Source organism: Allobosea sp. 10L417, from assembly GCF_056395485.1.
The window spans coordinates 241,575-255,456 of the sequence record NZ_JBFTJP010000004.1 but is presented as its reverse complement, the minus strand read 5'-3'; the positions used below and the strand labels follow the sequence as shown (position 1 = coordinate 255,456).

The window sequence follows — 13,882 nt, the reverse complement described above, 5'->3', positions numbered from 1 at the left end:
GAGAATACCGGGCTTCCGACCCAGGCGCGAAAGAGGTCCGCGCCGGCCGGGGGCTCAAGCATCACCTGAAAGGCCCAACATGCTTGGCGCGCTCGCAAAGAAACTCTTCGGCTCGTCGAATGACCGCCGCGTCAAGGGCTACCAGCCCCGCGTCGCCGCGATCAACGCCCTCGAGAACGAGATCGCCGCGCTGAGTGACGAGGCGCTGAAGGCGCGCACCGACGAGTTCAGGCAGCAGCTTGCCAATGGCGCCAAGCTCGACGACCTGCTCGTGCCGGCTTTCGCCACCGTTCGGGAGGCGGCCAAGCGCGTGCTCGGCCAGCGCCCCTACGACGTCCAGCTCGTCGGCGGCATGGTGCTGCACGAGGGCGCCATCGCCGAGATGAAGACCGGCGAAGGCAAGACGCTGGTCGCGACCCTGCCGACCTATCTCAATGCGCTCGAAGGCAAGGGCGTCCACGTCGTCACCGTCAATGACTACCTCGCCCGGCGCGACGCCGAGTGGATGGCGAAGCTCTACAACTTCCTCGGACTCACGGTCGGCATCATCGTGCACGGCCTCGACGACGAGGAGCGCCAGCGGGCCTATGCCTGCGACATCACCTATGGCACGAACAACGAATTCGGCTTCGACTATCTCCGCGACAACATGAAGTACGACGTCGCGCAGATGAGCCAGCGCGGCCACCACTTCGCCATCGTCGACGAGGTCGACTCGATCCTGGTCGACGAAGCGCGCACGCCGCTGATCATTTCCGGCCCGCTCGACGACAAGTCCGAACTCTATGTCGCGATCGACAAGGTGCTGCCGGGCCTCGTCGCCGGCGATTACGAGGTCGACGAGAAGCAGCGGACGGTGGCACTGACCGAGGCCGGCAACGATCATATCGAGGAGCTGCTGCGCGAGGCCGAGATCTTGAAGGAGGGCGATCTCTACGACGCCCATAACGTCACGCTGGTCCACCACGTCAACCAGGCGTTGCGCGCGCATTCGCTCTTCACCCGGGACAAGGACTACATCGTCCGCAATGACGAGGTGGTCATCATCGACGAGTTCACCGGCCGCATGATGCCGGGGCGGCGCTATTCGGAAGGTCTGCACCAGGCGCTCGAAGCCAAGGAACAGGTCACCGTCCAGCCCGAGAACGCGACGCTGGCCTCGATCACCTTCCAGAACTATTTCCGGCTCTACGGCAAGCTCGCGGGCATGACCGGCACGGCGGCGACCGAGGCCGACGAGTTCTTCCAGATCTACAAGCTCGAGGTCGTCGAGATTCCAACCAACGTCCCGATCGCCCGCAAGGACGAGGACGACGAGGTCTACCGCACCTTCGAGGAGAAGGTCCGCGCCATCATCCGCGAGATCCAGGCGGCGCAGGCCAACGGCCAGCCGATCCTGGTCGGCACCACCTCGATCGAGCGCTCCGAGCTCGTCGCCGGCATGCTGGAGAAGGCGGGCTACAAGCTGCTCGACTTCACCGACCCGACAGCGCTGGAGCCGGTCTACCAGGCGGCGCGCGAGGGCAAGACGACAAAGGCCTTCGCCGTTCTGAACGCCCGCTTCCACGAGCAGGAGGCCTATATCGTCGCGCAGGCCGGCGTGCCTGGCGCGATCACCATCGCCACCAACATGGCCGGCCGCGGCACCGACATCCAGCTCGGCGGCAATGCCGATATGCGGATCAATCACGACCTTGCCGGCATCGAGCCGGGCCCGGAGCGCGACGCCAAGGCGGCAGCGATCCGCGCCGAGGTGGCCGATTTCAAGCAGCGCGTCCTGAAGTCCGGCGGTCTCTACATCGTCGGCACCGAGCGCCATGAGAGCCGGCGCATCGACAACCAGCTGCGCGGCCGCGCCGGCCGCCAGGGCGACCCCGGCCGCTCGAAGTTCTTCCTGTCGCTGCAGGACGATCTGATGCGCATCTTCGGCTCCGACCGGATGGACGGCATGCTGACGAAGCTCGGCCTCAAGGAGGACGAGGCGATCGTCCACCCCTGGATCAACAAGGCGGTCGAGAAGGCGCAGGGCAAGGTCGAGGCGCGCAACTTCGACATCCGCAAGAACATCCTGAAGTACGACGACGTCATGAACGACCAGCGCAAGGTGGTCTTCGAGCAGCGCCGCGACTTCATGCGCCAGGCCAGCGTGCGCGAGACGATCGACGACATGCGCCACGGCGTGGTCGAGGATGTCGTCGCCCGTCACATCCCGGAAGACGCCTATCCCGAGCAGTGGGACACTGCCGGCCTCAAGCAGGAGGTGATCCAGTCCCTCAACCTCGACCTGCCGGTCGAGGATTGGGCCAAGGAAGAGGGCATCGCCGACAGCGAGATCCGCGAGCGCATCCGCAAGCTCGCCGACGAGGATTATGCCGGCCGCATCGAGCGCAACACCGACGAGGTCATGACCTATGTCGAGAAGCAGGTGCTGCTGCAGTCGCTCGACCATCTCTGGCGCGAGCATCTGGTCACGCTCGACCATCTCAGGCAGGTCATCGGCTGGCGCGGCCTCGCCCAGCGCGACCCGCTGCAGGAATACAAGCAGGAAGCCTTCGAGCTGTTCGACGGGCTGATCGGCCAGCTGCGCCAGCAGGTCACCGGCCATCTCTCGCGCGTCGAGGTCCGCTTCGAGCAGCCGGAAGATCAGCAGGCTCAGCAATTCGCGCAGGACGGTGCCGGGTCGGGCTTCGGCGGCGGCGACTACGGGGGCGGCGGCGTGCAGTTCGCCGCGGTCGATGCCGATACGGAGGTTCTGGACCGCAACCCGGCCGATCCGGCGACCTGGGGCAAGGTCGGCCGCAATGAGCCCTGCCCCTGCGGTTCCGGCAAGAAGTTCAAGCACTGCCACGGCCAGTTCGTCTGAGGCAGCTTTTCCCGCTGACGATCCCCGCGCCCGGCCCTGTGCCGGGCGCAATGCGTTTCAGGGCCGCTTGCGACGTTTCGTGGCGACATTTGCCGCCGATCAGAGCGAGGAGCCGATCTCCTGCTGTCTCGCCGAGCGGGGCCGCGTGCCGAGCCATGCCGGGCGTGCGAAAAGAAAAGCCAGCGGCGTGCCCCTGACCAGCCGGTGCAGCAGCAGCGGCACGGCAACTGAGATCGCGGTCAGCAGCAGCGCGGCGACGCCGGGGTCGAGCGGGATGCCGGAGCGCAGCAGCACGGCCCGCCCGATTACCATCGGCAGGAAGAAGGCGAGATAGATCGGTAAGGAGTTGCGTCCGCAATAGTCGAGCCAGGGCAGCTGCCCGGCCAGCAGCACCGCGCTGAGCAGGATCCCGGCCACTCCGGCGATGCCCAGGAGCAGGTGCACGCCCGGCGCCGCATTCTGGACGTCGTGGCCGAGAAAGGGCGTAGCGAGCGCGCTGAGGGCGAACCAGCCGGCCCAGATCGCGAAGGTCTTGCGGGGATGGTCAGCGGCCCTGTCCGCGGCGGCGCGGATTTGCGCCGAGAACACGGCTCCGGCCAGGAAGAAGACGAAATAGGCGGTGAACTGGTCGGGCACCATCCAGCCGGTGCTCAGCGGGGCGAGCGCCAGCAGCGCGGCCGCGATCAGCGCCGCATGGCGCCAGCGCCAGACGGCCTTGGCAACGGCGAAAAACACGGTGAGCAGATAGATGAACCAGAGCACGCCGAAGGGATCGACGAGACCGAGCGCATAATCCTGCGCGAAACCGGAGAAGCCTGCCTCGCCCCAGGGCGGAAAGCGCATGAGCGCGTTGATGGAGAACCAGAGCAGGTAGAAGTAACTCAGCGGCACGATCTTCCGGTCGAGGAAGGCGTTCCAGCCGAGCCCGACGAGACGTGGCACGAACAGGCCCGAGAGCAGGAACAGGCCGGGCATGCGGAACTGCTTCGCCCAGGCGATCAGCGGGTCGATCCAGCTCTCCTGCCCCGTGGCGCCTTCGAGCCCGCCGGCCACATGCATCAGCACGACCAGGATGATGCAGATGCCCTTGCCCGTATCGACCCAGCCGATGCGGCTGGCCGGGCGATGGGGCGTTGCAGTCGTGTCAGCCATGATGCCGGTTCCTCCAAGCGGAGCTTGGCACGGCCGGATTAGCGGGGGGTTAGCATCGCTGCCGGACAGGATCGGGTGCCGTTAAGCTTCCAGCAAGGGTGGCGAGCAGCCTTGTGAGGGGCAGACACGGCTTGGATGGCCCGGCCGCTTCGAGCCGACAATCCGGCCGGGATTGTGCTCACTGCTCCTTCTCATAGGCGGCATATTGCTCGGCCGACATGCCCGGAAGCTTTTGCACGAAGGCGACGACGGCCCGCAGGTCCTCGTCGCTATGGGATTCGGCGAAGGCCGGCATCCCCGTCATCCGAACGCCGTTCTTGACGATCCAGAAGATCTCGGCAGCGCTCCAGCGCTGGATCGTGTCAGGCAGGAATGGTGGCTCTGGATTGAGGCCCTTGCCGATATCGACCGGGTCTTTCCCGGGGCCGCCATGGCAATAAACGCAGGTCTCGTTGTAGAGGCGGAACCCGCGGGCCATGTCGGTGGACGGTGCCGGCGCGGGCACGCTGGCCGCCTGGCGAGCCACCGATTGGCGCATGGCGGTCTTCAGCAGGAAGAAAACCGGAGCGCTGTGTGGCTCGCGGGCGGCGATATTGACGAAGCCGCCGAAGACGACGGCGAGGCCGGCGATGGCCAGGAGGATGAAGGCTGAGACGAAACCGGCGATGAATCGCATGGCGCCCTCCCGCGCGGGATGCGGCCCGGCTGTCGCTTCGTCGCCGGGCGACCGTTATGCTGCGGCTGATCGATGCTACCTGAATGATGGAGGGGCGAACAGCGCCTGCCGGCCGAGGCTGGCTTCATCGTTGTCAGAATTGTCCCGCGACTGGCTTTCACCGTCCGGGGCGGGCAGATTGCGCTCCTCAACTAACGAAAGGCATTCCCGAACATATCTGTCTGACGAGCCGGCGCACCAATGCCCGGCTGCATATAGGCCGGCCCGTCCGCCCTTTTGCTGGGAACGGTATCTTGCGTGACGCAACCGACTGGCCCGAGAAGGATGAGCACCACGGCGACACAAAGTTTCAGCACGGCGAACTCCATCGTTACATTTCGGAACCAGCGCCAGGCGCCTTCTTCGGAGCGCTCCGCATTTCTCCTATTATTCGTACGCCTTGAAGCTGGAAAGCTGTCCCTTGGGACGATCTGCGACAGGAGATCGAATTTCGCTGTCGCATGATGGCAGGCGCGCAACGGTGACAATCGAGAGCAGACATGACCGAGGTCCGGTTTGAGTCGGGAGCTGCCATGCTGTTGGCGTAGCGACTGGCCTGCGATAACGCTCGGATCATCCTGCCACCGGCGACTGCCCCTCATGAACGATGCCTCTGTATCTGCCTCCGTCGTCTCCGCACGGAGCCTTGGGGCCGCGCTTTTGCTCGCGGTCATGTGGGGCTTGTCGATCCCGATCACGAAGTTGGGCCTGTTGACCTTGCCGCCGCTCGTTCTTACCGGGCTGCGGTTCCTGATTGCGATACCGCTGATGTTTCTTCTCGTAGTCGGGAAGCAGCGATTGCCTTTGAAGGCTTTACCTCGCGTAGCGGCGCTGGGAATTCTTGGCATTGGCATCGGCCAAGTCGCACAAACATTCGGCGTAGCCGGTACATCTGCTTCGGTGGGCACGACGATCTCGGCGGCTATCCCGGCTTTCGTCGTCATCTTCGCGGCCCTGCGGTTGCGGCAACCGGTGACGATCGTGCAGGCGCTCGGCATTGCCGCGGCCTTCATCGGCATCGGTTTTGTCGCTTGGGGGCGCGGTGACGCTTCCTCGGCCGCGACGCAAACGAGCCTGTCCGGTGCCGCGCTCGTACTGCTTTCAGCGCTGACGATCGCCTTCTACTATGTCTGGAGTGTCGAACTGTCGGAGCGGCACGGCACAGTTGTCGTCGCTGCGTGGAGCACGCTGTTCGGCTTCCTCGCACTCTCGCCTTGGACGATCTGGGAATTGATAGAAGTGCCGTTCCAGTTGACGGTCGTCGGAGTGTCGTCCGCTCTCTATCTCGGCGTCATGGTCACGGTTGCCGGGCTCTTCCTCTGGCTACATCTGCTACGCACGCTTCCTGCCCGGATTGCCGCCAGCATCCAATATCTCCAGCCGATCATCGGCGTGGCTGCCGCCGCCCTGATCTTCGGGGACCGGCTGGGACCGCTCTTCATCGTCGGTGTCGTCCTCGTGCTCGCGGGGTTGACGCTCACGGTGGCGACGAAGCGGAAGGGGCAGCTGTCCGCTTAGGGTCGAAAGCGGACTCCCACTGTGCGACCATGGCGGTGGTTTTCGTACGAACTTATCCTCGCCCTCACAATCCATGCCTATGCTCGGCCCACCTCATCCCCGAGGGGCGGCCATCCGGAGGTATGCCAGGGGCGGGAGGAGGTTCGGCGCCTGCGGGTGGAGTTACGATCCACTCCCGGGAGGCTTCGGGGCACCGCCCTGGGGGTACTACGGCCCCTGTGCGAGGAGCTCGCTGGAAGGTTGGGGCAACCAGGGTCTGGCGCGGAACGGATGACAAGGCGATGAGCCGAACTGATCCGCGAGGCGCCGGGCACGAGTGCCCCAGCCGTATAAGCGCGGCCCGGAGTCAGAAATCGCCGATGAGCGGAGCGCCACGGGGCGTGCGGAAGGTGGCTCGATCCTTCCGCGCCGCATCCTGGCTCAATGGAAGCGGCCCGATACCCACGCGCCTCGCGGCGCTCCGCTGCCCCTCAGATTGAAACGACCGCGCGCGAGCACGGGCGGGTGAAGACCTATGGGCGGGAGGCGCTGCCGTCATGGTCGGGCCTGTCCCGACCATCCACGTCTTAGAACCGGACTGCCGATCGACGCGCGCAAGACATGGATGCTCGCCACGAGGGCGAGCATGACGGTGGTGTTCCGTTCGATGGCGCAGGCCGGCCAGCGGAAGGCAGCGTTTGGCTGCCAGCCCTCCTTGCATCCGCTCGCGGCAACCGCCAGTTTGGGCGCTGTCACGGGCAGGGCCGGCGCCGACAGCGCCGCGAGGGGTATGGGATGGATCTGTCGGGCTACAATATCGCAGTCGTCGTCGTCGTGGCGCTGGTCATCCTGACGATCGCGCGCGGCGTCCGCACCGTTCCGCAGGGCTACAATTACACCGTCGAGCGCTTCGGCCGCTATTCGCGCACGCTGAGCGCGGGGCTGGGCCTGATCGTGCCCTATATCGACCGTATCGGCCATAAGGTGAATGTCATGGAGCAGGTGCTCGACATTCCCTCGCAGGAGGCGATCACCAAGGACAATGCCGGCGTGCGCATCGACGCCGTCGCCTTCTTCCAGGTGCTCGACGCGGCAAAAGCCAGCTACGAGGTCGCCGCGCTCCACGATGCGCTGATGCTCCTGACCATGACCAATATCCGCACCGTCGTCGGCTCGATGGACCTCGACCAGCTCCTCTCCCACCGCGACGAGATCAATGAGCGGCTGCTGCGCGTCATGGACGCCGCCGCTTCGCCCTGGGGCGTCAAGGTCACGCGCATCGAGATCCGCGACATCCTGCCGCCGGCCGACATCGCCGGCGCGATGAACCGGCAAATGAAGGCCGAGCGCGAGAAGCGCGCCACCGTGCTGGAGGCCGAGGGGCAGAGGCAGTCCGAGATCCTCAAGGCCGAGGGCCAGAAGCAGGCGCAGATCCTCGCCGCCGAGGGCCGCAAGGAAGCGGCGCTGCGCGACGCCGAGGCGCGCGAAAGGCTGGCCCAGGCGGAGGCGACCGCGACCGCCATGGTTTCGGAGGCGATCAGCCGCGGCGACATCCAGGCCGCCAATTTCCTCATCGCCGAGCGCTATACCGATGCGCTGAAGGCGATCGCCAGCAGCAACAACAGCAAGGTGGTGATCGTGCCGATCGAGGCCGCAGCGCTCGCCGGCACGGTCGGTGGCATCGCCCAGCTCACCAAGGCCGTGTTCGGCGAGGAGGCGGTGGCGCAGCGCCGCGGCTCGGGTTCGGTGCCGGCCGCGAGCCGGACGGGCGGCTGAGGCGGCCATGCCGGAGTGGCTGATGAACCATAGCGGCTGGCTTTGGGCGATCCTCGGCCTGCTGCTGATCGGCGGCGAGATGCTGGCGCCCGGCGTCTTCCTGATCTGGCTCGGCCTTGCCGCGCTCGTCACCGGTGCTCTCGCCGGCCTCACCGGCATGGGCTGGCAGGCGGCGATGCTGGTCTTCGCTGTGCTCGCCGTCATCTGCGTCCTCGCCGGACGTCTGCTGACCCGCCGCCGGAGCGAGGAGCCGGATGCCGCGACCGGCCTCAACGACCGTGGCCGCCAGCTGATCGGCAAGGTGTTCCGGCTGGAGGCGACGATGACCGCCGGCGAGGGCCGTATCCGCGTCGGCGATTCGTCCTGGCGGATCATCGGGCCGGAGCTGCTGGCAGGGACGGAGATCAAGGTCGTGCGCGTTGAGGGCTCCACGCTGGTCGTGGAGAAGGCATGAGGTTTTTGCATCCGATGCGGGGTTTTTCGCGCCGGCGTTGCGTCTAAGGCGTTGGCCTCGCGCGCCACGAGGACTATAGCAACCGCTCCCTCACGAGCGCAGCAGCCATGACCAGCCTCAGCGAACGCCTTTCCCTTCCGAAGGACCGCATCAAGGTCCTGCTGCTGGAAGGTATCAACGATTCCGCCGTCGAACTGCTGCAGCAGGCCGGCTACTCCAATCTGGAGCGGCTGCCCAAGGCGCTCGATCGCGAGGCGCTGCTCAAGGCGATCCAGGGCGTGCATGTGCTCGGCATCCGCTCGCGCACGCAACTGACTCCGGAGGTCTTCGCCGCTGCCGACCGGCTCTTCGCCGTCGGTTGCTTCTCGGTCGGCACCAATCAGGTCGATCTGGAGGCGGCGCGCCAGCAAGGCGTGCCGGTGTTCAATGCGCCGTTCTCCAACACCCGCAGCGTCGCGGAGCTGACCATCGGCGAGATCGTGATGCTGCTCCGGCGCATTCCGGACCGCTCGCGTTCGGCGCATGATGGCGGCTGGGACAAGTCGGCCAACGGCTCGTTCGAGGTGCGCGGCAAGACGCTCGGAATCATCGGCTACGGCAATATCGGCAGCCAGCTCTCGACGCTGGCCGAGGCGATGGGCATGCGCGTGATCTACTACGATCACACCGACCGCCTGCGCCATGGCAACACCGAGCCGACGAAGAGCCTGAACGCCCTGCTCGGCGCCGCCGACATCGTTTCGCTGCATGTGCCGGAGACGCCGCAGACCGCCGGCATGATGGGCGCCGCCCAGGTCGCCAAGATGAAGCAGGGCGCCTACCTCATCAACAACTCGCGTGGCACCGTCGTTGATCTCGACGCGGTCGCGGCGGCGCTGAAGAGCGGTCATCTTGCGGGGGCTGCGGTCGATGTCTTCCCGGTCGAACCCGCCTCCAACGCGGAACGCTTCGTCTCGCCGCTGCAAGGCTGCGCTAACGTGATCCTGACGCCGCATATCGGCGGCTCGACCGAGGAGGCGCAGGAGCGTATCGGCGCAGAGGTCGCACGCAAACTTGTCGACTATTCCGATGTCGGCTCGACGGTCGGCGCGGTGAACTTTCCGCAGGTGCAGATCCCTGTGCGCGCTGTGGGCACGCGCTTCATCCATGTCCAGAGAAACGTGCCGGGCATGCTGCGGCGCCTCAACGACGTCTTCGCGAACCGGCAGGTCAACATCGCCGCGCAGAATTACCATACCGACGGCGAGGTCGGTTATGTCGTCATTGAGGCCGACAAGGTCTCGATCACCGAGGCGCGCGACATCCTGCGCGAGATTCGTGCCCTCGACGGCACGATCCGCGCCCGGCTGCTCTATCAGCGCGACTGACACGCCGGGGAAGGCATTTCAGTCGCGGCCGCCCGGCTTGGTCGGCGTTTCCAAGGCGACAGGGTCACTGGCGGGGAAGGTGTCCTTCAATGCCTGGTTGAGATCGGCGTCCTTGCCGTGCTTGCGCTCAGCCTTGCGCTGTTCCTTCTGCTCCTTGCGCAGGCTTTCCTTGGCCGGATTGGCGGTCGTGGTCATGGTCGCTCCTTCGGCGTGGGTGGCTTTGCAAATCAACTCCGCAGGGCGAGGGGCGTTCCGCCATAACGTCAGCGCAGGCGCGCCATGACGAGCCGCGCCTGCCTCTGGACCAGGGCGCGCAGCCTTCCCATCTGGTGAAGCTCAGCCTTCCCGCCGGCACTTCGTCCGGCGCCAGCCAGCAGGGGCCGTCATGGTCGCGATCTCCGTCCTCGATCTCGTTCCAGTCGTCGAAGGGGAGGGGCCGCGCCAGGCGCTGCTCAAGTCGATCGATCTGGCGCGCCATGCCGAGAAGCTCGGCTACACCCGCTACTGGGTGGCGGAGCACCACAATATGGTCGGCATCGCCAGCGCGGCGACCTCGGTCGTGATCGGCCAGCTCGCGGCGGCGACCAGCACGATGCGCATCGGCGCCGGCGGCATCATGCTGCCGAACCACGCTCCGCTCGTGATCGCCGAGCAGTTCGGCACGCTGGAAGCGCTCTTCCCCGGGCGCATCGATCTCGGTCTCGGCCGGGCGCCCGGCACCGACCAGCTCACGCTCAGGGCGCTGCGCCGCAGCCCGATGTCATCAGACAGCTTCCCTCAGGACGTACTGGAACTGCAGGCGCTGTTCGCGCCGGCCGGTCCCAACCAGGCGATCCGCGCCGTGCCGGGGGAGGGGCTGAACGTGCCGCTGTGGATCCTCGGTTCCAGCCTCTTCGGCGCGCAGCTCGCGGCGGAGCTTGGCCTGCCCTACAGCTTCGCCTCGCATTTCGCGCCCGATGCGCTGTTGCAGGCGCTCGCGGTCTATCGCGAACGCTTCAAGCCTTCCGAGCAGCTTGCAACGTCCTATGCGATGCCGGGCATCAATGTCGTCGCCGCCGAGACCGACGAGGAGGCGCGCCATCTCGCGACCTCCCTGCAGCAGCGTTTCGTCGGAATGGTCCGCGGCGCGCGTGGCAAGCTCCAGCCACCGATCGACGATATCGAGCAGTACTGGTCACCGGCGGAGAAGGCGCATGTCTCGCAGATGCTGCGTTATGCCTTCATCGGCTCGCCGGAGACGCTGAAGCGTTCGCTCGGCGCCTTCATCCGTGAGACCGGCGCCGATGAGATCATGATCACCGCGCCGATCTTCGACCACGAGAAGCGCAAGCGCTCCTTCGAGCTGGTGGCGGGAATCGCGGCTGATCTCCGCGCGGCGCGGAGCGCAGCCTGAGAGCGGAAAATCTGCCGGATGGTCCGTCATGTTGCGCAACATGACGGCCGCGGCAGCTATTGCAATAGAAAATCATTTGCAATAATAATGCAAATGAGAGTGATTATCATATAGGTGAATTTGCAAAATCACCCGTTCGCGGTATCTCCGTGACATGATCGAAGTGGACCGGCGCGTCGCCGTTTTCGAAAACCAGCTCAAGGGGGCCGGGCTGCGCATGACGCAGCAGCGGCGGTTGATCCTGCGCGTGTTGGCGGAGGCGGATGATCACCCCGATGCGAAAGGCATCTTCACGCGCGCCTTCGCCCTCGATCCGACACTCTCGCTCTCGACAGTCTATCGCACGATGAAGGTGCTGGAGTCGCAAGGGGCGATCGAACGCCACGCCTTCGAGGACGGCGTCTCGCGTTATGAGCATGCCGGCCAGGAACATCACGACCATCTGATCGACATCGATTCCGGCGAGGTGATCGAATTCTCCTCGGACGCGATCGAGGAGCTGCAGCGTCGTATCGCTGCCGAGCTCGGCTATGAGCTCGTCCGGCATCGGCTGGAGCTCTATGGTCGCAAGATGCCGCCGGCCAAGACGCCGGCGCAGCGTAAGAGCCGCAAGCAGAGCTGACGCGCTCCGGCCTGGGCCGATGCTTCAGCCGTCGATGACGTCGTCGTATTCGCGATGCTTCGCGATCCAGCCCTTGAGGAACTCGCAGCGGACCACGGCCTTGCGTCCGCTCGCGCGGAGCAGCTCGAAGACGCCTTTCGCCAGGCGCGAGCCGACGCCCTGCCCGGCGAACTGCTCGGGCACCTCGGTATGAACAAGCACCACCCGATCGCCGTCCAGCCTGTAGGCAACGAGGGCCGTGCCGCCATCGAGCGCCAGTTCGAATCGGTTCTGTTCGGGTCTCTCGACGACGTCCATGGTCGGCTCCTTCAGATCAGCCTTGCGCGTCCGAACGCCAGGGGTAGCTCCAGGTTTCGGTCAGGGCCTTGCCGCCGCTCTTGAGGAAGGCGCGCATCTCGGCGAGCTGGCCGGGCTCGACCACGACATCGATGAAGGCGCGGAAGCCCTTGGTCTTCTGGTTCGGCACGATGAAGGCGCGATCGATGCGGCCATAGGCGATCGAGGGCACGATCTCGACCTTTTCCGGCTGCTTGACGTGATAGTCGAGGTCGCCGCCGGCGAAGTCGACGATGAAGCGGCGGGCGCCCTCCGTCACCGGCTCGCCCGAACCCAGCGCCTTCGGTTTGGCCTGGTAAGTGTTGATCACCCGCCCGCCCGGATGCAGATCGCTGGAGTCAAGCATGGCGGTGAGCTTGTAGGCGAAAGAGAATTCCTTGCCGGGTTCGAGCGGCGTCTTCGGCGCCCAGAGCGCAACGACATTGTCGTTGGTCTCGTCCGAGGTCGCCATCTCGATCAGCTCGACGACGCCCTCGCCCCAGTCGCCCTGTGGCTCGATCCAGTAGGACGGGCGCAGCTCATAGGCGAGGTCGAGATCCTGATAGTGCTCGAAGGTGCGGTCGCGCTGCATCAGGCCGAAGCCGCGGACATTGCGCTCGACGAAGGAAGAGACGGCCTGCTGCTTGGGATTGCGCAGCGGGCGCCAGATCCACTCACCGCTGCCGGAATGGATCATCAGCCCGTCTGAATCATGCAGCTCGCTGCGGAAATCGTCGAAGAAGCGGCGGTCGTTCTCCCCCGTGAAGAACATCGAGGTCAGCGGCGCAAGGCCGAGCTTCTCGATCGGGACGCGCGGATAGAGTGTCGCCGCAACATCGATCACCGTGTCGAGATCGGGATAGATGGTGAAGCGGAAGGCGCCGGTCACCGAGGGGGAGTCGAGCAGCGTGTGGATGATGACGCGCTCGGCATCGGCCGTGGGTTGCTCGATCCAGAACTCGCGGAAGACCGGGAATTCCTCGTTTGCCGTGCCGGCGCCGATCGAAAGCCCGCGTGCCGAGAGGCCGTAGCGCTGGCCGCGGCCGAGCACGCGAAAATAGCTCGCTCCAATGAAGGAGATCAGCTCGTCGAAGACGCGGGGGTCGTTGAGAGGATAGTGCAGCCGGAAGCCGGCGAAGCCGAGATTGACAGGCAGCGGCTTGTCGAACTTGACCTTGCCGTAATCGAACAGGTTGGCGGCATAGGGCACAGGGGTCGGCACGCCGTCGCGGACTACGTTCACCGTGACCGGCCGGGTGAACAGGAAGCCCGGATGGAACATCTGCATGCGGAAGGGCGAGCCGTTCTGAGCGAGCAATGCCCGCTCGGGCCGGAAGCGGATGTCGCGCCAGGCATCGTAGTCGAGCTTCGCCAGCGCCTCGGGCAGGCTCGCGCTCGGCTCATAGGCGACGGCGGCGATCTCGCGCGCCCGGCGCTGCACGTCCTCGAAGCTGAAGCGCGGCTGCGGCGCCGCGCTCTGAGGCGGCGGCGGCTGGGGCTGGCCTTGCGGCGGTGTCTGAGGCCGCGGCTGCTGCGCCAGAAGGACGGAGGGCGCTGCCGAAAGGCAGAGCGCGGCTGAGAGTCCCCCCAAAACCCGGCGGCGATCTGTCATGGTCATGCGTGGTCCGTATTCCCCGTCGCGGCTGTCCGCGAAATTGAGCAGCAGCCGAGACTTAAGGCCATCAAATGGGGCCGGTCTAGGGCATCCGCCATTGACAGGAGATGAAG

12 protein-coding genes and 1 pseudogene are annotated in these 13,882 nt (G+C 65.8%); 8 read left to right on the top strand and 5 right to left on the bottom strand.

Annotated features, from left to right (window positions below; genetic code table 11):
- Positions 1-79 precede the first annotated feature (79 nt).
- On the top strand, positions 80-2,863 hold the full coding sequence (gene secA, locus AC1DE3_RS13555) for a preprotein translocase subunit SecA (protein ID WP_476797010.1): 2,784 nt from the start codon (positions 80-82) through the stop codon (positions 2,861-2,863).
- Positions 2,864-2,962: 99 nt separating this feature from the next.
- Here secA and AC1DE3_RS13550 read toward each other — a convergent pair whose 3' ends face one another.
- Together AC1DE3_RS13550 and AC1DE3_RS13545 are read right to left on the bottom strand one after the other, a co-directional pair.
- Complete coding sequence (locus tag AC1DE3_RS13550; protein ID WP_476797009.1) at positions 2,963-4,015, bottom strand: acyltransferase family protein; 1,053 nt, start codon at positions 4,013-4,015, stop codon at positions 2,963-2,965.
- A gap of 178 nt (positions 4,016-4,193) precedes the next feature.
- Positions 4,194-4,691: a c-type cytochrome gene (locus AC1DE3_RS13545; RefSeq protein ID WP_476797008.1), complete on the bottom strand. Its 498-nt coding sequence runs from the start codon at positions 4,689-4,691 to the stop codon at positions 4,194-4,196.
- Between the two features lie 639 nt (positions 4,692-5,330).
- Here AC1DE3_RS13545 and AC1DE3_RS13540 point away from each other — a divergent pair.
- The 5 genes and pseudogenes from AC1DE3_RS13540 to serA all read left to right on the top strand — a co-directional run.
- Positions 5,331-5,699: pseudogene (locus tag AC1DE3_RS13540) on the top strand (EamA family transporter); the annotation flags it as partial.
- 3 nt (positions 5,700-5,702) lie between these two features.
- Positions 5,703-6,248 (top strand): DMT family transporter, encoded by a 546-nt coding sequence (locus AC1DE3_RS13535; RefSeq protein ID WP_476852459.1) that lies wholly within the window; start codon positions 5,703-5,705, stop codon positions 6,246-6,248.
- 774 nt (positions 6,249-7,022) lie between these two features.
- Complete coding sequence (locus AC1DE3_RS13530; RefSeq protein WP_476779558.1) at positions 7,023-8,003, top strand: SPFH domain-containing protein; 981 nt, start codon at positions 7,023-7,025, stop codon at positions 8,001-8,003.
- A 22-nt stretch (positions 8,004-8,025) separates the two neighbouring features.
- Positions 8,026-8,457: an NfeD family protein gene (locus tag AC1DE3_RS13525; RefSeq protein WP_476852440.1), complete on the top strand. Its 432-nt coding sequence runs from the start codon at positions 8,026-8,028 to the stop codon at positions 8,455-8,457.
- A 107-nt stretch (positions 8,458-8,564) separates the two neighbouring features.
- Complete coding sequence (serA, locus tag AC1DE3_RS13520; RefSeq protein WP_476797005.1) at positions 8,565-9,824, top strand: phosphoglycerate dehydrogenase; 1,260 nt, start codon at positions 8,565-8,567, stop codon at positions 9,822-9,824.
- Positions 9,825-9,842: 18 nt separating this feature from the next.
- Here serA and AC1DE3_RS13515 read toward each other — a convergent pair whose 3' ends face one another.
- Positions 9,843-10,019 carry a hypothetical protein gene (locus AC1DE3_RS13515; RefSeq protein WP_476779556.1) on the bottom strand — a complete coding sequence of 59 codons (177 nt, stop codon included), beginning with the start codon at positions 10,017-10,019 and terminating at the stop codon, positions 9,843-9,845.
- 190 nt (positions 10,020-10,209) lie between these two features.
- Here AC1DE3_RS13515 and AC1DE3_RS13510 point away from each other — a divergent pair, with 190 nt between their 5' ends.
- Together AC1DE3_RS13510 and AC1DE3_RS13505 are read left to right on the top strand one after the other, a co-directional pair.
- Positions 10,210-11,217 (top strand): LLM class flavin-dependent oxidoreductase, encoded by a 1,008-nt coding sequence (locus tag AC1DE3_RS13510; RefSeq protein ID WP_476797004.1) that lies wholly within the window; start codon positions 10,210-10,212, stop codon positions 11,215-11,217.
- Positions 11,218-11,371: 154 nt separating this feature from the next.
- Entirely contained in the window at positions 11,372-11,839 is a 468-nt protein-coding gene (locus AC1DE3_RS13505) for a Fur family transcriptional regulator (RefSeq protein ID WP_441511649.1), read from the top strand.
- A gap of 24 nt (positions 11,840-11,863) precedes the next feature.
- On the opposite strand, the gene AC1DE3_RS13500 is transcribed toward AC1DE3_RS13505, so the two are convergent.
- Positions 11,864-12,136: a GNAT family N-acetyltransferase gene (locus tag AC1DE3_RS13500; RefSeq protein ID WP_476779553.1), complete on the bottom strand. Its 273-nt coding sequence runs from the start codon at positions 12,134-12,136 to the stop codon at positions 11,864-11,866.
- 16 nt (positions 12,137-12,152) lie between these two features.
- Positions 12,153-13,772 (bottom strand): OpgD/OpgG family glucan biosynthesis protein, encoded by a 1,620-nt coding sequence (locus tag AC1DE3_RS13495; RefSeq protein ID WP_476797003.1) that lies wholly within the window; start codon positions 13,770-13,772, stop codon positions 12,153-12,155.
- Between the last annotated feature and the right edge of the window lie 110 nt (positions 13,773-13,882).